General features: G+C 58.2%; 16 protein-coding genes and 3 tRNA genes. 1 reads left to right on the top strand and 18 read right to left on the bottom strand.

Annotated elements, in window-relative coordinates; all coding sequences use genetic code 11:
• Nucleotides 1-27 precede the first annotated feature (27 nt).
• From AC0ZWN_RS16575 to AC0ZWN_RS16560, 4 genes are all read right to left on the bottom strand, one after another.
• Entirely contained in the window at nucleotides 28-2,058 is a 2,031-nt protein-coding gene (locus AC0ZWN_RS16575) for a methyl-accepting chemotaxis protein (RefSeq protein ID WP_258709243.1), read from the bottom strand.
• A gap of 198 nt (nucleotides 2,059-2,256) precedes the next feature.
• Nucleotides 2,257-3,096 (bottom strand): regulatory signaling modulator protein AmpE, encoded by an 840-nt coding sequence (ampE, locus tag AC0ZWN_RS16570; protein ID WP_258709242.1) that lies wholly within the window; start codon nucleotides 3,094-3,096, stop codon nucleotides 2,257-2,259.
• On the bottom strand, nucleotides 3,093-3,653 hold the full coding sequence (ampD, locus tag AC0ZWN_RS16565; RefSeq protein ID WP_007915273.1) for a 1,6-anhydro-N-acetylmuramyl-L-alanine amidase AmpD: 561 nt from the start codon (nucleotides 3,651-3,653) through the stop codon (nucleotides 3,093-3,095). The genes ampE and ampD overlap by 4 nt, the downstream gene beginning before the upstream one ends.
• 64 nt (nucleotides 3,654-3,717) lie before the next feature.
• Complete coding sequence (locus AC0ZWN_RS16560; RefSeq protein WP_476335775.1) at nucleotides 3,718-5,898, bottom strand: DUF1631 domain-containing protein; 2,181 nt, start codon at nucleotides 5,896-5,898, stop codon at nucleotides 3,718-3,720.
• A 370-nt stretch (nucleotides 5,899-6,268) separates the two neighbouring features.
• On the opposite strand from AC0ZWN_RS16560, the gene nadC reads away from it, so the two are divergent.
• Nucleotides 6,269-7,117: a carboxylating nicotinate-nucleotide diphosphorylase gene (gene nadC, locus AC0ZWN_RS16555; RefSeq protein WP_099757973.1), complete on the top strand. Its 849-nt coding sequence runs from the start codon at nucleotides 6,269-6,271 to the stop codon at nucleotides 7,115-7,117.
• A 51-nt stretch (nucleotides 7,118-7,168) separates the two neighbouring features.
• Here nadC and AC0ZWN_RS16550 read toward each other — a convergent pair whose 3' ends face one another.
• The 14 genes from AC0ZWN_RS16550 to glmM all read right to left on the bottom strand — a co-directional run bounded on the left by AC0ZWN_RS16550 (nucleotide 7,169) and on the right by glmM (nucleotide 19,624).
• Nucleotides 7,169-7,468, bottom strand: coding sequence for a DUF6388 family protein (locus AC0ZWN_RS16550; protein WP_123452824.1), 300 nt, complete (start codon nucleotides 7,466-7,468; stop codon nucleotides 7,169-7,171).
• 241 nt (nucleotides 7,469-7,709) lie between these two features.
• Nucleotides 7,710-7,785: transfer RNA gene (locus tag AC0ZWN_RS16545), tRNA-Thr, on the bottom strand.
• Nucleotides 7,786-7,911: 126 nt separating this feature from the next.
• Nucleotides 7,912-10,017, bottom strand: coding sequence for a polyribonucleotide nucleotidyltransferase (gene pnp / locus AC0ZWN_RS16540; RefSeq protein ID WP_007915263.1), 2,106 nt, complete (start codon nucleotides 10,015-10,017; stop codon nucleotides 7,912-7,914).
• 193 nt (nucleotides 10,018-10,210) lie between these two features.
• Nucleotides 10,211-10,480: a 30S ribosomal protein S15 gene (gene rpsO, locus AC0ZWN_RS16535; protein ID WP_003177875.1), complete on the bottom strand. Its 270-nt coding sequence runs from the start codon at nucleotides 10,478-10,480 to the stop codon at nucleotides 10,211-10,213.
• Nucleotides 10,481-10,623: 143 nt separating this feature from the next.
• Nucleotides 10,624-11,541, bottom strand: a complete 918-nt coding sequence (truB, locus tag AC0ZWN_RS16530) for a tRNA pseudouridine(55) synthase TruB (protein ID WP_093435771.1) — start codon at nucleotides 11,539-11,541, stop codon at nucleotides 10,624-10,626.
• 4 nt (nucleotides 11,542-11,545) lie between these two features.
• Nucleotides 11,546-11,947, bottom strand: a complete 402-nt coding sequence (rbfA, locus tag AC0ZWN_RS16525) for a 30S ribosome-binding factor RbfA (protein ID WP_016986495.1) — start codon at nucleotides 11,945-11,947, stop codon at nucleotides 11,546-11,548.
• 160 nt (nucleotides 11,948-12,107) lie between these two features.
• A complete protein-coding gene (infB, locus tag AC0ZWN_RS16520) occupies nucleotides 12,108-14,639 on the bottom strand; it encodes a translation initiation factor IF-2 (protein ID WP_095119526.1) in 2,532 nt (843 codons plus the stop codon).
• A 27-nt stretch (nucleotides 14,640-14,666) separates the two neighbouring features.
• Complete coding sequence (gene nusA, locus AC0ZWN_RS16515; protein WP_093435760.1) at nucleotides 14,667-16,148, bottom strand: transcription termination factor NusA; 1,482 nt, start codon at nucleotides 16,146-16,148, stop codon at nucleotides 14,667-14,669.
• Between the two features lie 47 nt (nucleotides 16,149-16,195).
• The gene (gene rimP, locus AC0ZWN_RS16510) at nucleotides 16,196-16,654 is read right to left on the bottom strand and encodes a ribosome maturation factor RimP (protein ID WP_007915250.1); all 459 of its coding nucleotides are present in this window, start codon (nucleotides 16,652-16,654) and stop codon (nucleotides 16,196-16,198) included.
• A 139-nt stretch (nucleotides 16,655-16,793) separates the two neighbouring features.
• A tRNA-Met gene (locus tag AC0ZWN_RS16505) sits at nucleotides 16,794-16,870 on the bottom strand.
• Nucleotides 16,871-16,967: 97 nt separating this feature from the next.
• Nucleotides 16,968-17,053, bottom strand: a tRNA-Leu gene (locus AC0ZWN_RS16500).
• Between the two features lie 21 nt (nucleotides 17,054-17,074).
• Nucleotides 17,075-17,461 carry a preprotein translocase subunit SecG gene (gene secG, locus AC0ZWN_RS16495; protein WP_016986497.1) on the bottom strand — a complete coding sequence of 129 codons (387 nt, stop codon included), beginning with the start codon at nucleotides 17,459-17,461 and terminating at the stop codon, nucleotides 17,075-17,077.
• 4 nt (nucleotides 17,462-17,465) lie between these two features.
• Complete coding sequence (gene tpiA, locus AC0ZWN_RS16490) at nucleotides 17,466-18,221, bottom strand: triose-phosphate isomerase (protein ID WP_016986498.1); 756 nt, start codon at nucleotides 18,219-18,221, stop codon at nucleotides 17,466-17,468.
• 65 nt (nucleotides 18,222-18,286) lie between these two features.
• On the bottom strand, nucleotides 18,287-19,624 hold the full coding sequence (glmM, locus tag AC0ZWN_RS16485) for a phosphoglucosamine mutase (RefSeq protein WP_476335771.1): 1,338 nt from the start codon (nucleotides 19,622-19,624) through the stop codon (nucleotides 18,287-18,289).
• Nucleotides 19,625-19,626: the final 2 nt, after the last annotated feature.

The following is a 19,626-nucleotide window of genomic DNA, read 5'->3' as shown; positions in this document are numbered from 1 at the left end:
CTCGCTCCCACAGTTTTCGTGCGTGCCTCAGACGCGGAACGCGCTGATCAGTTGTTTAAGCTCAACGACCTGGGCTGACAGCGCCCGGCTGGCATCTTCGGTCTGATGCGCACCTTGCGCCGTGCGCTCGCCGGCGCGGTTGATCTCGACGATGTTCTGATCGATGTCGTGGGCCACCGCAGTTTGCTGTTCAACCGCAGCGGCGATCTGCTGGTTCTGATCGACGATCATACCGACCGCACCAAGGATGTTTTCCAGCGCCTGCTGGACCTTTTCCGACTGCCCGACCGTGCCATTGGCCATCTGATGGCTGACGCCCATGGCCTTCACGGCCGCGCCGACACCGCCGTGCAGTTTGGCGATCATCTGTTCGATTTCTTCAGTTGATTGCTGGGTGCGTTTGGCCAAGGTGCGTACTTCATCGGCGACCACAGCAAAACCGCGCCCCTGCTCGCCAGCACGGGCGGCTTCGATCGCGGCGTTGAGCGCCAGCAGGTTGGTTTGTTCGGCAATACTCTTGATCACTTCCAGTACTCGACTGATCGCCTGGCTGTCGCTGGCTAACTGGTTGATCACCAACACCGACTGGTCGATTTCGCTGGCCAGCGCAGCAATGCTGCCCTGCTGCGACTCGACCAGGCCACGGCCACTGATGGTCTCGTCATTGACGCTATGGGCGCTGCTCACCGCTGCCGCCGCACTGCGTGCCACCTCCAGTGAAGTCGCCGACATCTGGTTCATCGCCGTCGCCACTTGCTCGATCTGCGTGCGTTGCCCGGCGACCGCCTGATTGCTTTGCGCAGAGACGTTTTCAACCTGCCCGGCCTGGCGCTCGACCTCAGCGACAGTCTGACCTACGCGCTCGATCAAGTCGTGAATCTTCCTCACCGTGCCATTGAAGACTTCGCCCAACTCGCCCAGCTCATCGCGGCTATTGGCCTTGAAGTTGACGGTCATGTCGCCGGCCGCGACCTTGTCCATCATCGCCCCGAGGCGTTTCAGCGTGGTGCGGGTCGAGGCGTAGAAACCGCCGTAGAGATAGAAGATCAGTACGAACACCACCGACAGCGCCACCGCCTGCAAGACCATGTGTGTGCGGTTCTGCGCCAGACGCTGCTGCAATTGCGTGTCGAGGAATTTGAGGGTGGCTTCGTTGAGCTGGTAAGTCCTGTCGATCAGCACGGTGACCTGATCGTAGAACGCCTGCCACGGCGCATCGAGGGTGTCGGCCATCACCACCTGCTCTTCGAACAGCTCGCTGGCCTGTTTCAGCGAGGCCTTGCTGCTGTCGGCCACCGTGCTGAGGGTATCCCGCGCGGCTTTGCTGGAGCCGAGGGCGTCCTGCAGTTTCAGCGCGTACTCGGCCTGGAGTTTTTCGATCTGCACCATCAGCTCATCGAAACGGGTGCTCGAAGAACTGTTGAGAAAACCCTGGCCCAATGAATACGAGCCCATGGCCCGGCCTTCACCGAGGGTTTGCGTGACGGTCGGCGTGATCAGGGTGACCAGTTCGCTGAGTTGACGGATATCGCTCTGGTTGTCGCGGCTCAGGCCGGCCTGGCTGGTAATGATCTGGCTGAAAATCTGCGCACTGGCGAGCAATTTGCCGATCAACGCACTTTTGCTTTGCAGCGAGTTTTCCGTTTGCTGGGCCTTGAACGCGGCAATCATTTCATCGCGCTTACCGTCGAAGACCTGAATCTGCTCGGGATCCTCGGTCATCGCCGTCAGCCCTTGCAGGCGCGTCAAAACGGCTTGTTCGAGGGTGGTTATCTGCGCCTCGACGTTGCCGGCCTTGCCGGACTGGCCGAGGGTGACGTTGATTTGTACCAGGTTATTGAGGGTTTCCAGATCCCGACGCAGGGCCAGGCTACTGCCCAGCAGATCAAGGCTTTGCAGCTCGACCCGAGTGCCCTGGAATTCGCGATAGGAATCGCGCACCAGATAAAAATTGGTCACCAGCATCGGCACCAGAAACAGCACGCTGATCAGGCTGAACTTCATGCCGAAGCTCAGACGGTTCATCAGCGAGACGGCGGGATAGAGCAAGCTCTTCACTGGAAGTCTCCCTTGGTTTTTCTTGTTTTTATTGGCAGGCGCGGGGCGACAGCATATAGCCACTATCGAGCGCCATCTCTGTATAGCTCAAATCGGAGGGAGGTTTTGTAACTTAAGGTTAACGACATCGCAGCCCGCGACACACAGATCTCCTCGTAGGAGCTGCCGCAGGCTGCGATCTTTTGATCTTTCTTGAAATCAGTGAACCAGAACCGTCCACAAGGCAAACCCGGCATACCACAACACCGCCGCGCGCAGCAGCAATTCCCACAAGCAATCGAGGGTGTTGATGCCGTCCGGCCCGACCACGGGAGGTGGAATCTCGCCCGCCGCCAGACCTACCCGGTTGATCAATTGCGCAGCGCTGATGTTCCAGTTCAGCAGTTCATGCAGCATCACCCGACTGACCGCGACAAAATTGCCGACCAGCGCCAGGCTCGCCGCCAACAAGCGCACCGGCAGCCAGTCAAAGGCATGCCGCAGTTGCGCCGCGCGCTCGACCAGCGCCGGGTTCTGGCCGTGCTCCTGCGCCAGCGCCAACAGGCGATACGCCAACGCCGCGACCGGGCCAAGTACGAAATACCAGAAGATCACCGCAAAAAAGCTCTGATAGGCCTGCCACAGCAGATGCCCCTGCACGTTTTCAAGCAACTGCTCGCCGCTGTCGGCGCAAATATCCAGATCACGCTTGGCCACATGCGCTGCGGCTTGCAAATCCTCACGTCGCCAGGCATCACGGAACGGCCCGAGACCGCCGAGCAAATCGCCGCGCCCCAGGCTGTAAATCACCACCAGCAAATGCACCGGCAACGCCAGCAAGCCGTAGGCCACAGGCTCCAATACCAATAGCAACAACGCCAACAGCGCCACCGGGAACAGCACCAGAATCGTCAGCACCAGCCAAGGCTGTCTGGCCAGGCGCGTGCTGGTTTCGAGTTTGTTCAGTTCGCGGATCCATCCGCCATCGCGTTGAACCCGATGACGCAGGGCCGAAAACTTCTCGATCCACAACGCCAGCAGTAACACTAGAAAACTCATTGTCCTTCCTCTTGTGCCAGGGCCGCGCGGTAACGCGCCCAGTCGAATGCCGGGCCAGGATCGGTCTTACGCCCGGGTGCTATGTCGCTGTGCCCACAAATGCGGGCGCCGGTGATGGCCGGAAATGCGCTTTGTAACTGGCGGGTCAACGCCGTCAACGCCTGATACTGCGCGTCGGTGAACGGCAGATCATCGGTGCCTTCGAGCTCGATGCCCACGGAAAAATCGTTACAGGTTTCCCGTCCTTCGAAGACCGAGACGCCGGCATGCCACGCGCGCTCAAGACAGGAGACAAACTGGGTGACCTTGCCGTCACGTTCAATCAGAAAGTGCGCCGAGACGCGCAGGTCAGCAATCCCTGCAAAATAGGGATGTTCGGTGACATCCAGACGATTCTGGAAAAATTCCTGCACCTTGCCCGTGGCGAACTGCGCCGGCGGCAGGCTGATGTTGTGGATGACCAACAGGGAAATTTCGCCCGCCGGGCGCTCATTGAAGTTGGGCGATGGGCAGACCTGCACCCCGTGACACCACCCGCTAGCGGGATCCAACTGCATACCGATTCCTTCAACGCCGACTGTGTTGGCGCCCAGTATGCCGTGATCGGCCCCCGGCGCGCGATCACTTGCCGCGATTGAGTCGTCGCAGATTGCCCAGCACCGACTCCAGCGCGCGATCGAACAACAAGGTGTCGTCCAGCGTACGCACCGCGCCACGCTGGAACTCCAAGGCCAGCGCAACGCGGCTGCGCTCGAGCACCTTCATCCCGGTGCGATCGACAAATACATACTTGCCCGTGGCTTCGATAATGGCTGCCAGCTTGCAGCGCAGGCTATGGTCTTCGTCTTCCTGAAACGCCACCCAACTGCCCAGACGCAGTTGTTCGACCTGACGCAGACCGGCGGCGTCGTGGGGCAAACGTACCGAGGTTAGCCCCGCGCTGCCCTCATCAGCGGTTTGCAGGATGATCTGTTGCGACACCTCGACCATGGGCAAAGCCTGATCGGCCTGCTCGGAGCGCTCCAGCACCCGCACATGCAGGGCTTCCAGCTCACTGAAAAACTCGCTGGTGGCGAACGGATCGAACGCCGAACTGCTCAGACCATCACGCAGTGCCTTGAGCAAACCCGGCACAAGTGCCAGCAAGCGCAGGCTGGATTCAGCGTCGTCATGGCGCTGCACACTCCAGATCAGCTGCTCCATGGTCTGCACATCGGCCTGCCATTCAGCGGACTGATCGCCATGCTTGAGACAGGTCAGCAGCAGTACTTTGCTCCAGGCGTCCTGAACGAAGGTGACCACCGAGGGCGGCAGGGTTTTGCCCAGCAGCGCTTGATTCAGCGCCCGTTCGACCCGGCGCCGGGCCAGCTCGGTTTTTGCCCGCCCTTCTTCGGCGTCACGCAAACGTTGCTCAAGCAACTCACTGCGTCGGCGTTCGTCGCTGGTGAACGCGAGGAAATCGGCCAGTAACTCGGAAAAAATCGCAGGATCATCGACAAAGTCAGTCAGCAGACGCTGCACCACTTGCTCGATCCGCAGGTATAAGCTGTCGCGCGCCTCACCGTCGCAATCGCCCCAGCCCATGGCCGCCGCGGCGATTTCGTTGAGCAGGCGCCGCGCCGGATGGGTGCTGCGGCTGAAGAAACTCTTATCGAGTACCGCGACCTTGAGCATCGGGATCTGCAGACGGGCGATCAGCGCCTTAAGCGAATCCGGCACATTACGGTCTTCAAGAATGCAATCGAAGACCATGGCGATCAGGTTGATCACGTCTTCGTCCGCATCGCCGACGATCCGCGATTTGCCGCTTCTGACGCTGACCCGGGTCAACAGTTGTTCGAGCTGATTGCGCAGATCAAAGTCATCCTGCGCCGCCAGCGCCGGCACGTATTGTTGCAAATGCGAGAGCAGGCGCAGCAGGTCGCGGGTGGAAATCGGTTGCGCCGCGACGCTGGGTTCCAGCGTCGGCGCGACACTGCCGCGCACCTGTGCGAGCAACTTCTGCAACGCGGCGAAAACCTCCTGCACGCCTTCGTCGACGGGCGGCGTGTCGTCACGTTCCTCGCTGTGCACATTGGCGATCGCACGATCAATTGCGCGACGTGCAGGGGCCGCTTTCAACTCGGGCAACACACCGGTGGCGAGCAACAATTGATTGGCTTCGGCGTAAAGCTGCTCGGTGTCGGCCAATACATAGCGCTCGAACAGTTTGAGCAGGATCAGCTTGACCTTGATTTCCACGCCCAGATTACGCCCGGCCTGGAGGAAAAACTCGCAGAGCCGCGCCGGGCCGAGCGGGTTGTGCTGATCGTCGAGCGTGTTGCCGAGCAGCGCGTTAAGGCGCGCGGTCAGTTGATCGAGGGCGAAGCCGTCACGCTTGAGCACGCGACCGACCATGGTCTCGACCGCCACGCTGCGCTCCATGTCGTCGCTGCGCGGTGCCAGCTCGTCGTAGATCAGGGCGTGCGGCAGCGTGTTGTGCGTGGGGTCGTATTGCGTCAGGCCGACGAAGGCTTCGAAAAATTGCTCAAGGAAGCCACGCTCGATGTTTTTGCGCTTGAGGCGCAGGTCGCGCATGGCTTCGAAGAAGATGTTCTGCTCGACGTCGTTGCGCGCCCGGTCGGCCATTTCAAACAGCGTGTCGTCAGCGTTATCGAACAGCTCCTGTAAACCGTGGCGCAGTTGCTGGGCAGCCTTGTCGCGAACCTGAAGCAGAATCACAGGCAGGCGGGCGAGCAGCGAGTGATTCGCCTGATCGGTAGCGCTCTTGTGCAAAGGCACCACTTTCCCGTCGTTGTGCATCCAAGCCTCCTGAAACGGTGATTCGTTCGGGTAAGCCAACCCGGATCCCGTGTGGGAGCGAGCCTGCTCGCGATGGCGGTGTGTCAGCCGCAGCAATGTCACTGAAAGAATGCATTCGCGAGCAGGTTCGCTCCCACCAGTTCAATCAGGACGTCAAAGCTATGACGTCAAATGCAAGGCAGATTATCTTTCATAACTTGCCCACGGCGCCATAGTCGTCAGGGTTTCCCCTATGCCCTCTCAATGACCCTGTCCGGGCGCGTTTTGCTCAAAGAAAATCGACCGGATGCAGGCAAGCACGCGCGTTCTCGCCTTGGGTTGGCTCGCGCCATGCCCCTATAATCGAACCACTTTGTTTGTGGAGCCCGTTATGCCGAATCTACGTCTCGCCGATTTGACCGCCGAAATCGAAGCCAACGTGCGCCGTGCGTTGCTCGAAGACATCGGCAGCGGCGACATCACCGCGCAACTGATCCCGGCCGAACGTCTGGCCAAAGCCACCATCATCACGCGCGATGCCGCCGTCATCTGCGGCACGGCGTGGGTCGATGCCGTGTTTCGTCAGCTCGATCCACGGGTCGCGGTGCACTGGCAAGTGGTCGATGGCGAGCGGGTAAAACCCAATCAGCCGCTGTTTCATCTGGAAGGGCCGGCCCGTTCGCTGCTGACCGGGGAACGCAGTGCGCTGAACTTCTTGCAACTGCTGTCGGGTGTGGCGACTCGCGCGCAGTACCTGGCCGATTTCGTCGGTACTACCCAGGTCAAACTGCTCGACACCCGCAAAACCCTGCCAGGCCTGCGTCTGGCGCAGAAATACGCGGTGACCTGCGGTGGCTGCCACAACCATCGCATCGGTCTGTACGACGCGTTCCTGATCAAGGAAAACCACATCGCCGCCAGCGGCGGCATTCCACAAGCCATTGCCGCCGCGCACAAGATCGCGCCGGGCAAACCGGTGGAAGTCGAAGTGGAAAGTCTGGGGGAGCTGAAGGAGGCACTGGCCGCCGGCGCCGACATCATCATGCTCGACGAGCTGAGCCTGGATGACATGCGCGAAGCCGTGCGCCTGAACGGCGGCAAGGCGAAGCTGGAAGCCAGCGGTGGCATCAACGAAAGCACGTTGCTGCCGATTGCCGAGACCGGCGTGGATTACATCTCGATCGGTGCGATGACCAAGGATGTCAAAGCGGTGGATCTGTCGATGCGCTTGAGCCTCTGAAGGTTTCACGCAATAAAAAACGCCAGCCCGGTTGAGGCTGGCGTTTTTGTTTCAGACCACCAGATTATTCATCTCGCAGTATTCTTCCCACTCGACACCCAGCACTTCGGCCGCCTCTTTGTGCAGAACAAGGCGCTGTGCCTCGAACTCCTCCGGCGTGCTCGTGTACTTGAGTGTCAGCTCCCACGGCTGCAGGCCCTGGGCTTCGGCCTCGTCTTCGAAGGCCCACTGAATCTGATCTTTCTGATCATCGGGACTGAGATCCTTGATCTCTTCCTTCAGGTCCGGTACGTCCAGAATGTACTTTTCCAGCGCCTGTTCGTGACGTTGCTCTTGAGTTAATTCGGTCATGGCGTTCTCGCTGATCTTAGGAATGGAGGATGGATCTGGATCATCAAGGATCTCTCTGACGCGGATTGACCGGCCTTCGGAACCATTCGGGATCATCTGAAAACTGCTAAGCGATGCTCATGCAGGCACCGAATATAGGACGTTTGCATGACGAATTACACGGGTCTTTACATCTCTCCCACAAAAAGCTGACCTGCGGAACATAAATCCACATGGGGATAAGTGAGAGTGATGAAGAAGGTGGTGCCCGAGACAGGAATCGAACCTGCGACCTTCGCGTTACGAGTGCGCTGCTCTACCGGCTGAGCTACACGGGCGGTGGGCTAAACCTAGCACCGGTCTCGGGCTCCGGCAACTTTGTACCTTGACCTTTTCTGGCAGACAAAAAATGCCCCGCCGTTTTCACGGCGGGGCATTTTTATTGCGCTAACGCTTTGGGGTGATTAAACGCCCGAAGCCTTGGCAGCTGCCACGTCTTTGATCGACAGCTTGATACGGCCGCGGTTGTCCACGTCCAGTACCAGCACTTCCACTTCCTGGCCTTCTTTCAGGATGTCGGTCACTTTCTCTACGCGAGCGTCGCTCAGCATCGAGATGTGCACCAGACCGTCCTTGCCCGGCAGGATGTTGACGAATGCGCCGAAGTCGACGATGCGCTCAACCTTACCGACGTAGATCTTGCCGATCTCGGCTTCAGCGGTGATACCCAAAACGCGCTGACGTGCTGCTTCAGCCGCTTCCTTGGTTTCGCCGAAGATCTTGATCGAACCGTCGTCTTCGATGTCGATCGAAGCCTTGGTTTCTTCGCAGATCGCACGGATGGTCGCGCCACCTTTACCGATAACATCACGGATCTTGTCGGTGTCGATTTTCATCGCAATCATGGTCGGAGCGTTGGCCGACAGTTCGGTACGCGACTGGCCGATGATCTGGTTCATCTGACCGAGGATGTTCAGGCGCGCTTCCAGGGCTTGGCCCAGAGCGATTTCCATGATCTCTTCGGTGATGCCCTTGATCTTGATGTCCATCTGCAGCGCAGTAACGCCTTTGGCGGTACCGGCTACTTTGAAGTCCATGTCGCCCAGGTGGTCTTCGTCACCAAGGATGTCGGTCAGGACGGCGAACTTCTCGCCTTCTTTAACCAGACCCATGGCGATACCGGCAACCGGCGCCTTCATCGGCACACCAGCATCCATCAGGGCCAGGGAAGCGCCGCAAACGGAAGCCATCGAGCTCGAACCGTTGGATTCGGTGATTTCCGAAACTACACGGATGGTGTACGGGAACACGTCAGCGGCTGGCAGCATGGCCGAAACCGAACGACGGGCCAGACGGCCGTGACCGATTTCACGACGACCAGCGCCACCCATGCGACCACACTCGCCCACCGAGAACGGAGGGAAGTTGTAGTGCAGCATGAACGGGTCTTTTTTCTCGCCTTCCAGGGTGTCCAGCAACTGTGCGTCACGGGCGGTGCCCAGTGTTGCAACAACCAGAGCCTGGGTTTCACCACGGGTGAACAGCGCCGAACCGTGAGTCTTCGGCAGAACGCCGACTTCGATGTTCAGCGGACGTACGGTTTTGGTGTCGCGGCCGTCGATACGTGGCTTGCCGTTAACGATGTTTTCGCGAACGGTGCGGTATTCGATTTCGCCGAAAGCGGCTTTGACTTCGCTGGACGAAGGCTGGCCTTCTTCACCGGACAGCTTGGCAACGACTTGATCCTTCAGCTCGCCCAGACGCGCGTAACGGTCGGCCTTGACGGTGATGGTGTAAGCCTGGGAGATCGCTTCGCCGAACTCGGCACGGATAGCGCCCAGCAGTTCGGTGGCTTCTGGCGCAGGGGCCCAGGTCCAGGTCGGCTTGGCAGCTTCGGCAGCCAGTTCTTTAACGGCGTTGATCACCACCTGGAACTCGTCGTGAGCAAACAGTACAGCGCCCAGCATCTGGTCTTCGGTCAGCTCTTTGGCTTCCGATTCAACCATCAGTACGGCGTCGGAAGTACCGGCAACGACCATGTCCAGGCTCGAAGCAGCTTGCTGCTCGTAAGTCGGGTTCAGCAGGTAGCCGGTGCTTTCGTGGAAAGCAACGCGAGCGGCGCCGATCGGGCCGTCGAACGGGATGCCCGAGATGGCCAGGGCAGCCGAGGTACCGATCATCGCAGCGATGTCCGGATCGGTTTTCTTGCTGGTGGAAACGACGGTGCAGACAACCTGCACTTCGTTCATGAAACCTTCAGGGAACAGTGGACGGATCGGACGGTCGATCAGTCGGGAAGTCAGGGTTTCTTTCTCGGAAGGACGGCCTTCACGCTTGAAGAAACCACCAGGGATCTTACCGGCAGCGTAAGTCTTTTCCTGGTAGTGAACGGACAGAGGGAAGAAGCCCTTGCCTGGATCGGCTTGTTTTGCGCCGACTACAGTCACCAATACGCTGACGTCGTCGTCAACGGTGACCAATACTGCGCCGGAGGCCTGACGGGCGATACGGCCAGTCTCGAGGGTAACGGTCGATTGACCGAACTGGAATTTTTTGATTACCGGGTTCACGGTGTCCTACCTTCTTTGTGGCTCTTGGGGGAACTGGTTTCTTGCGAATTCTTGGGCAATGTCGGGAATCGGCCCAACCGTTGTCCGGGGTAAAACGTGTATCCAGATAAAACTTGAGGCTGGGAGCCTGCAAGCCGCCAGCGGTAAACCGCAGACGTCCGACAGACAACCAACCTCATAGCGCAATCGCTGATTAGCGACGCAGACCCAGGCGACCGATCAGAGTCTGATAACGACCCAGATCCTTGCCTTTCAGGTAGTCCAGCAGCTTGCGACGCTGGTTTACCATGCGGATCAGACCACGACGGGAGTGGTGATCTTTACCGTTGGCCTTGAAGTGACCTTGCAGCTTGTTGATGTTGTGGGTCAGCAGTGCAACTTGCACTTCTGGCGAACCAGTGTCACCAACAGCTTGCTGGTAGTCAGCAACGATTTGAGCTTTTTCTTGAACGTCGAGAGCCATGAGGCAATCCTTTTTATCAGGAAACTGTTTCAGGGAAACAGCTTCAACAGGCCAGGGACAAATCCCTGTATCTATAAATGAGTAGTGACCGTGCCTGTTAACAGCCACCCTCGCCAGCCTGCTTTGACACAGACCGGTTTCGGTCATTCCGACCGAATCAGTCGACGTGGTGCAATGCGCCCGTCTTCGCTCACTTCACCGATACCGATGAAGCGACCATTGTGATCCTGTACCCGTACCATGCCGAACTTCGGAGCATCCGGGGCACGTACCGGCTGGCCGTTGAGCCAGTAGAACGCACTCGCTTCCGAGAAGTGCAGCAACGGCCAATCCAGCAGGCCGCTGTCCGATGGCATCAGGAAGCGATCAACCGCTTCGTTGCCGCCTTCGGCATGTACTGCTTCAAGCTCTTCGAGGGTAACCGTCTGCGCCAGGGTGAAAGGCCCGGCCTGGGTACGACGCAATTCAGCGACGTACGCACCACAACCGAGTTGCTCACCGATATCCTCCACCAGGGTGCGAATATAGGTGCCCTTGCTGCAATCCACCGCAAGACGCGCAGTATCGCCTTCGAAGGCCAGTAATTCCAAGCGCGCAATAGTAACAGAACGCGGTTCGCGCTCCACTACTTCGCCTGCACGAGCCAGCTTGTACAGCGGCTGGCCATCACGCTTGAGCGCCGAGTACATCGGCGGTATCTGACTGATTTGCCCGCGAAATTTCGGCAGAACCGCTTCGACATCGGCGCGACCAACGGTCACCGGGCGCTCCTGCAAAACCTCACCTTCGGCATCTGCCGTGGTGGTGGTCTTGCCCAGTTGCGCCAGGGTTTCATAACCCTTGTCAGAATCGAGCAGGTATTGCGAGAACTTGGTGGCCTCACCGAAGCACAACGGCAAAACGCCGGTGGCCAGTGGGTCTAGGCTACCGGTGTGACCGGCCTTCTCGGCATTGAGCAGCCAGCGGACCTTCTGCAACGCAGCGTTGGAGGTGAACCCCAACGGTTTGTCGAGCAAGATGATGCCGCTGACATTACGACGGATACGTTTGACCTGAGCCACCGAATTACTCCTTGGTGTCTTCAGGTTCAGCAACGACCGGATGCTGATTGTCTTCAGCCACGGCACGCTCGATCAGCGCCGACAGGTGCGCACCACGGACAACGGATTCGTCGTAGTGGAAGTGCAATTGCGGCACGCTGCGCAGTTTCATTTCACGGGCCAATTGCATGCGCAGGAAGCCTGCGGCGGAATTGAGCACCTTGATACTTTGCGCGATATCTTCAGCGTTGTCCTGGCCCATCACGGTAATGAAAATCTTGGCGTGACCGACGTCACGGCTGACTTCCACAGCGGTAATGGTGACCAGACCCACGCGTGGATCTTTGACTTCGCGACGGATCAGTTGGGCCAGCTCACGCTGCATCTGATCGCCGATACGTTGGGTACGGCTGTATTCTTTTGCCATGATTTTGTTACCTGTTACTGCCCGGCGGTGAAACCCGCCAGGTCTGAAAGCGGCAAACGCCCGGCCTGACAAAAGCCAGACCGGGCGTTGCGTTTAGAGTCCGGGTGATGCGCCACACCGTTGAGTGCGGCCGACCATCACGGCTCCTGAAGTGCGCGAGTTAGAGGCTGCGAGCAACCTGGACCTTCTCGAAGACTTCGATCTTGTCGCCGACTTTGACGTCGTTGTAGCTCTTCACGCCGATACCGCATTCCATGCCGGCACGTACTTCGGAAGCGTCATCCTTGAAGCGGCGCAGGGATTCCAGCTCGCCTTCGAAGATAACGATGTCTTCACGCAGTACACGAATCGGACGGTTACGGTGCACAACACCTTCGATCACCATGCAGCCTGCGATCGCGCCAAACTTCGGCGAACGGAACACATCACGCACTTCGGCCACACCCAGGATGTTCTCGCGAACATCGCTGCCGAGCATGCCGGTCAGGGCTTTCTTGACGTCTTCGATGATGTCGTAGATCACGTTGTAGTAACGCATGTCCAGACCTTCCTGCTCGACGATCTTCCGTGCGCCAGCATCGGCACGAACGTTGAAGCCGAACAGTACAGCGTTGGAAGCCAGTGCCAGGTTAGCGTCGGACTCGGTGATACCACCGACGCCGCCGCCGACTACGCGCACTTGAACTTCGTCGTTGCCCAGGCCATTCAAGGCACCGTTCAACGCTTCCAGCGAACCACGGACGTCGGATTTGAGGACGATGTTGAGCGTCTTCTTCTCGGCCTGACCCATGTTTTCGAAGATGTTTTCCAGCTTGCCGGCGTGAGCGCGAGCCAGTTTGACTTCGCGGAATTTGCCTTGACGGAACAGAGCCACTTCACGGGCTTTCTTCTCGTCAGCAACCACGCTCATCTCGTCGCCAGCGTCCGGGGTACCGTCCAGGCCGAGGATCTCGACAGGGATGGAAGGACCGGCTTCTTTGATTGGCTTGCCGTTCTCGTCGAGCATGGCACGCACGCGGCCATAGTTCGAACCGACCAGAACCATGTCGCCTTGGCGCAGGGTACCGTCTTGAACCAGAACGGTTGCCACCGGGCCACGACCTTTGTCGAGACGCGATTCAACCACAACGCCACGGCCAGGAGCCGATGGAGTTGCTTTCAGTTCGAGAACTTCAGCTTGCAGCAGAACGGCTTCAAGCAACTCGTCCACGCCAGTACCGACTTTCGCCGAAACCGGAACGAACGGCGTATCACCGCCCCACTCTTCGGAAGTCACGCCGTGAACCGACAGTTCGCTACGGATGCGATCGAGATCGGCGCCCGGCTTGTCGATTTTGTTCACTGCTACAACCAGTGGAACGCCAGCCGCTACAGCGTGCTGAACAGCTTCAATGGTCTGCGGCATCACGCCGTCGTCCGCTGCAACCACCAGGATCACGATGTCGGTCGCCTTGGCACCACGAGCACGCATTGCGGTAAACGCGGCGTGACCCGGGGTGTCGAGGAAGGTGACCATGCCGCGTTCGGTTTCAACGTGGTATGCACCGATGTGCTGAGTAATACCGCCGGCTTCGCCAGCAGCTACCTTGGCACGACGGATGTAGTCGAGCAGGGATGTTTTACCGTGGTCAACGTGGCCCATTACGGTCACGACTGGAGCACGGGAGAACGACTCACCTTCAAACTTCAGGGACTCGGCCAGGGAATCTTCCAGGGCGGTGTCGCTGACCAGGGTCACTTTGTGGCCCAGTTCTTCGGCTACCAGTTGAGCAGTTTCCTGATCAAGCACCTGGTTGATGGTCGCTGGAGTACCCAGTTTGAACATGAACTTGATGATTTCAGCAGCCTTGACCGACATCTGATTGGCGAGATCGCCAACAGTGATGGTCTCGCCGATCTGCACATCACGCACGACAGGGCCGGTTGGGCTCTGGAAACCGTGAGCGTTGCGCTTCTTCAGCTTGGCCTTGCCGCGACCACCGCGACGGAAGCCATCGCTTTCTTCGTCGGTAGTGCGTGGTGCCACGCGTGGAGCCGGCGCTTTTTCTTTGACCGAGGCACGATGCGGAGCGTTTTTGCGCTCGCCATCACCGCCACCGCTGCGACGATTGTTATCGTCAGCACGTGGCTTGTCCGGACGGCGCTGTTCGTTCTGCTTGTTGCGAACGTCAGCAGACGGAGCTGGAGCAGCGGCAACCACCGGTGCGCTTTCGCGAACAGGTTCGGCAACTGCAGCCGGCGCCGCAACGGCGTCGCTGGTAGCGTTCTGCGCAGCAGCAGGCTGATTACGCGCTTCTACTTCGGCGCGTTGCTTGGCTTCTTCTTCAGCCTTCTGACGGGCAGCATTTTCTACTGCGCGACGCTCATCCAGTTCACGCTTGCGCTCGGCTTCGATTTCTTCCGGGCTGCGCTGTACGAAAACTTTCTTCTTGCGAACTTCTACGCTGATGCTTTTGCTACCAGCCACACGCAGGGTGCTGGTGGTTTTACGCTGCAGCGTGATCTTGCGTGGTTCTTCCACTTTCGCCTTGTGGCTGCTTTTCAAGTGAGTCAGCAGGGACTGCTTCTCACTGTCAGTCACATTTTCTTCGGCGGCGGTGTGCGGCAGACCTGCCTCACGCATCTGCTGCAACAGGCGCTCTACCGGTGTTTTGACCTCATCGGCCAGTTGTTTCACCGTGACTTGCGTCATGCACTTCTCTCCTCAGGCCGCGCCTAATTACTCGAACCAGTGGGCTCGGGCGGCCATGATCAACTTGCCGGCACGATCATCGTCAATGCCGTCGATGTCGAGCAGGTCGTCAATAGACTGCTCGGCCAGGTCTTCGCGGGTAATTACGCCGCGCACCGCCAGTTCCATCGCCAAATCCTTGTCCATACCCTCAAGCGAGAGCAGGTCTTCGGCCGGATGGGCGTCTGCCAGCTTTTCCTCAGTAGCGATGGCTTTGGTCAACAAACGATCCTTGGCACGAGCGCGAAGCTCGTTGACGATATCTTCGTCAAAGCCGTCGATGTTGAGCATTTCTTCCAACGGTACGTAGGCAATCTCTTCCAGGCTGGTGAAGCCTTCATCTACCAGCACCTGAGCCAGTTCTTCGTCGACTTCCAGCTCGTCGATGAAGTTGCGCAGGATGTCGCCGGTTTCTGCTTGCTGCTTAGCCTGGATGTCCGATTCGGTCATCACGTTCAGGGTCCAGCCAGTCAACTGGCTCGCCAGACGCACGTTCTGACCACCTCGACCGATGGCCTGAGCCAGATTGTCTGCGCCAACGGCGATGTCCATGGCGTGGGCATCTTCGTCAACGATAATTGCCGCAACCTCAGCCGGGGACATGGCGTTGATCACGAACTGAGCCGGGTTGTCATCCCACAGGACGATATCAACACGCTCACCGCCCAACTCACCCGACACTGCCTGGACGCGCGAACCGCGCATACCGATGCAAGCGCCCTGCGGGTCGATGCGTTTGTCCTTGGAGCGGACGGCGATCTTGGCGCGCGAACCCGGATCACGGGACGCTGCCATTACTTCGATCAGGCCTTCGGCAATTTCCGGCACTTCGATGCGGAACAGCTCGATCAGCATTTCCGGCGCGGTACGCGACAGGATCAGCTGCGGGCCGCGGTTCTCGGTGCGGATTTCCTTGAGCAGCGCACGCAGGCGCACGCCGACACGGAAAGTTTCGCGAGAAATGATGTCTTCACGGGCCAGCAACGCCTCAGCGTTGTTACCCAGATCGACGATCACGTTGTCGCGGGTGACTTTTTTCACGGTGCCGGAGATGATTTCTCCCAGGCGCTCGCGATAGGCGTCGACCACTTGAGCGCGCTCGGCTTCGCGAACTTTCTGCACAATGACCTGCTTGGCAGTCTGTGCAGCGATGCGGCCGAACTCGATGGATTCGATCTTTTCTTCAACGACGTCGCCAACCTTGGCGCCAGGATGCGTTTCAGCAACCTTGGTTGGCCAGGTTTCGATGGCCGGATCGTCGAGATCATTCTCTTCAACGACCGTCCAGCGACGGAAAGTTTCGTAAGAACCGGTGTGGCGATTAATCTCCACACGCAGGTCTACTTCGTCTTCAAAACGCTTTTTGGTAGCAGTGGCCAGAGCCAGCTCCAGCGCTTCAAAAATTACGCTTGCCGGTACGCCCTTTTCATTGGATACCGACTCAACAACCAGCAGTACTTCTTTGCTCATCGTACGCCTCGCCTTTCGCAAGCCATTGGATCCGCGGGATCCGCGTCTCAGTCAAAACTGGGAATAATGTTGGCCTTGTCGATCATATCGATCGGCAACAGGAACTCATGGTCGTCTACCTGCACCACGACATCCTGTTCTTCTACACCGCGCAGAAGGCCCTGAAAGTTGCGTCGACCTTCAAAAGGCGAGCGCAGCTTGATCTTCACTTGTTCACCGGCAAATTTTGCAAACTGCTCAAGAGTGAACAGTGGGCGCTCCATGCCAGGCGAGGAAACTTCGAGGGTGTATTCAACGGAAATTGGATCTTCAACATCCAGTACACCGCTGATCTGACGGCTGACAATGGCGCAATCGTCCACCAGCACGCCACCCTCTTTATCGATATAAACGCGCAACATCGAGTGACGACCCTGAGCCGAAAACTCGATACCCCAGCATTCATAGCCCAGGGCCACGACCACCGGGGCCAGCAAGGCCTGCAACTCTTCTAGCTTGCTCGACACCTGAACCCCCTAGTGCATGATATGTGCATGCTTTGCAAAATAAAAAAATGGGCTTAACGCCCATCCTTGAAACGCCGTCGAACAGCGGCGTTGAAAGTGTCCAGCTAACAAAAAGCCCCTTAAAAGGGGCTCCTTAAACTGGTTGCGGGGGCCGGATTTGAACCGACGACCTTCGGGTTATGAGCCCGACGAGCTACCAGACTGCTCCACCCCGCGACAAAGCTGGGGCGGAAGTATACGACCGATCCCTTATAGGGTCAATGTAACCTTCCACCTGCAAGAAAGCCCGCAACAGCGGGCTCTCCTGACTAATTGGTACCGAGAAGGGGACTCGAACCCCTACACCCTATGGGCACAACCACCTCAAGGTTGCGTGTCTACCAATTCCACCACCTCGGCAAAACTACGTTGAAACCCTTCTTACTTCTGCTCTTGAGCTGGAGGTACGTCAGTCGCTGGAGTAGCCGACTTTTGCTCTTGAAGCACCGGGACATCATCAGAAGCCGGTTGTTGTTGCTTAGGCACTTCCAACACTGCTGGATTTGGGAGACCTGCCTGAGTCAGCTGATGAGCCTTCTCTTTAGCAAAGTAACCTAACCCCAAGCTGGTTATGAAGAAACCGGCGGCAAGTATAGCAGTAAACTTACTAAGAAAGGTAGAGGAACCTTGGCTTCCGAACACAGTATTTGAAGCACCTGCTCCGAAAGACGCGCCAGCGTCCGCACCCTTACCCTGCTGCAGCAAAACCAGAGCAACTACGCCCAATGCACCCAGCAGATGAAAAACGACTACGACTGTTTCCAGCATTTTTTCAGTTTCCCGCGGCGCGACAGATCGCACCGAACTCATCTGCATTCAGGGAAGCTCCACCAATGAGCCCCCCATCGATATCCGGCATGCCGAACAGTTCGACCGCATTGGCCGCCTTCACGCTGCCGCCGTATAGAAGGCGCACACCTCGTGCGACTTCAGAATTCTCTGCCGCCAACTGCTCGCGAATGGCTTTATGCACATCCTGAGCCTGTTGCGGCGTTGCAGTCAGTCCGGTACCAATGGCCCAGACAGGCTCGTAAGCGATGACTGCCTTGGCAAAAGCACCTACACCCAGCTCCTCGATGATGCTGCCCAGCTGACGCCCGACAACCTCAAGAGTTTTTCCAGCTTCGCGCTGCTCGAGGGTTTCCCCTATACACAACACCGGAATCAAGCCACATGCCTGTGCCGCTGCGAACTTGCGATTCAGCATCCCGTCTCGCTCGCCCATTATCTGGCGGCGTTCGGAGTGCCCGACAAGCACAAGGGAACAACCTGCATCCACCAACTGACTCGGTGCAATCTCACCGGTCAATGCACCCTGCATGGATTCCACCGCAGAATTCTGCGCACCGACCGAAATCGATTTACCTTTCAAGCCATCAATCACTTGATTGATATACAAGCAAGGCGGGAATACCGCGACATCAACACCGCTTGGCAAGGCCAGATGACGAAGGCCGTTGATCAGCTCAGCGACGCTGGCGCGGGTACCGTGCATCTTCCAGTTACCAGCTACCATAGGGCGACGCATGCTGTACCTCGTCGGTCAAAGTGGGCGCAGATGTTACCCAACACAATCATGGCTTGCAAGCCGTATCAGGCAGAAACTTCAGTTACCAGTTTTGCCAGCTCTTCGGCGTAGTTGCGAACCTGGGTTTCGTCCTCGCCTTCGACCATTACGCGCACCAGCGGCTCTGTCCCGGACTTGCGCAAAAGCACGCGCCCGCGCCCCGCCATTGCCTGGGTAACGCGCGCACTGGCCTCCTTGACAGCCGGGTGTTCCAGCGGACTTTCGCCACCACCAAAACGCACATTGATCAGTACCTGAGGGCACTTGCGCAATGCCTGGCGGGTTTGCGCCAAACCTTCATTACGGGTCTTCAGCGCCATCAGCACCTGCAACGCAGCGATGATCGCATCACCGGTCGTGGTGTGATTGAAGCAAACGATATGCCCCGAGTTTTCTCCGCCGACCAGCCAGTTGCGTTCAAGCAACTCGGCTATCACGTAGCGGTCACCCACATTGGCACGAATGAATGGAATCGAAAGATCCGCCAGCGCGAGCTCCAGCCCCAGATTACTCATCAGGGTACCAACGACACCGCCCTGCAATTTGCCCCGCTCCTGCAGATCACGAGCGATGATAAACAGCAATTCGTCACCATCGACGATGGCGCCAGTGTGATCAACCATCAGCACCCGATCACCATCACCATCGAAAGCGATACCCAGGTCGGCATGCTCGGCGAGCACCGAAGCCTGCAACTGACCCATATGGGTCGAGCCGCAGTTTTCATTGATATTCAGACCGTTTGGCTGCGCTGACAGCACAACGACTTCTGCCCCCAGTTCGCGGAAGACACTCGGAGCCACCTTATAGGTCGCACCATGCGCACAGTCGATAACGATCTTGAGACCGGAAAAACTGGTCCCGGTTGGCACACTGCTCTTGCAGAATTCAATGTAGCGACCTGATGCATCGTTGATTCGCGACACTTTACCGATCTTGCTCGAGTCGACCACAGTCATCGGGGTATCGAGCAACTCCTCGATCATCAACTCCAGCTCATCTGGCAGCTTGGTGCCCTTACCGGAGAAAAACTTGATGCCGTTATCGTCATGCGGATTGTGCGAGGCACTGATCACGATACCGGCCTCAGCCTGAAACGTGCGCGACAGATAGGCAATGGCCGGCGTCGGCATAGGACCCAGCAACATCACATCGGCCCCCGCCGATGTCAGACCAGCCTCAAGTGCCGACTCGAACATATAACCGGAAATCCGCGTGTCCTTGCCGACCAGCACCTTGCAAGCGCCCATTTTGCGGAACGCCATGCCGGCAGCCCAGCCGAGCTTGAGCATGAAGTCAGGAGTAATCGGGTATTCACCGACTCGACCACGAATGCCGTCAGTACCAAAGTATTTCTTGCTCATAA

It is taken from the genome of Pseudomonas sp. 3B-A001-10F, assembly GCF_056313565.1.
Note: the sequence above shows the minus strand (reverse complement) of the source record. Positions and strands in the feature narration are given on the sequence as shown.

Coding starts and splice junctions, on each gene's coding strand:
- ampE (WP_258709242.1), bottom strand. CDS start 3,096: ATGAGTTTTCTAGTGTTACTGCTGGCGTTGTGGATCGAGAAGTTTTCG.
- ampD (WP_007915273.1), bottom strand. CDS start 3,653: ATGCAGTTGGATCCCGCTAGCGGGTGGTGTCACGGGGTGCAGGTCTGC.
- AC0ZWN_RS16560 (WP_476335775.1), bottom strand. CDS start 5,898: ATGCACAACGACGGGAAAGTGGTGCCTTTGCACAAGAGCGCTACCGAT.
- nadC (WP_099757973.1), top strand. CDS start 6,269: ATGCCGAATCTACGTCTCGCCGATTTGACCGCCGAAATCGAAGCCAAC.
- AC0ZWN_RS16550 (WP_123452824.1), bottom strand. CDS start 7,468: ATGACCGAATTAACTCAAGAGCAACGTCACGAACAGGCGCTGGAAAAG.
- rpsO (WP_003177875.1), bottom strand. CDS start 10,480: ATGGCTCTCGACGTTCAAGAAAAAGCTCAAATCGTTGCTGACTACCAG.
- rbfA (WP_016986495.1), bottom strand. CDS start 11,947: ATGGCAAAAGAATACAGCCGTACCCAACGTATCGGCGATCAGATGCAG.
- infB (WP_095119526.1), bottom strand. CDS start 14,639: ATGACGCAAGTCACGGTGAAACAACTGGCCGATGAGGTCAAAACACCG.
- nusA (WP_093435760.1), bottom strand. CDS start 16,148: ATGAGCAAAGAAGTACTGCTGGTTGTTGAGTCGGTATCCAATGAAAAG.
- secG (WP_016986497.1), bottom strand. CDS start 17,461: ATGCTGGAAACAGTCGTAGTCGTTTTTCATCTGCTGGGTGCATTGGGC.
- tpiA (WP_016986498.1), bottom strand. CDS start 18,221: ATGCGTCGCCCTATGGTAGCTGGTAACTGGAAGATGCACGGTACCCGC.
- glmM (WP_476335771.1), bottom strand. CDS start 19,624: ATGAGCAAGAAATACTTTGGTACTGACGGCATTCGTGGTCGAGTCGGT.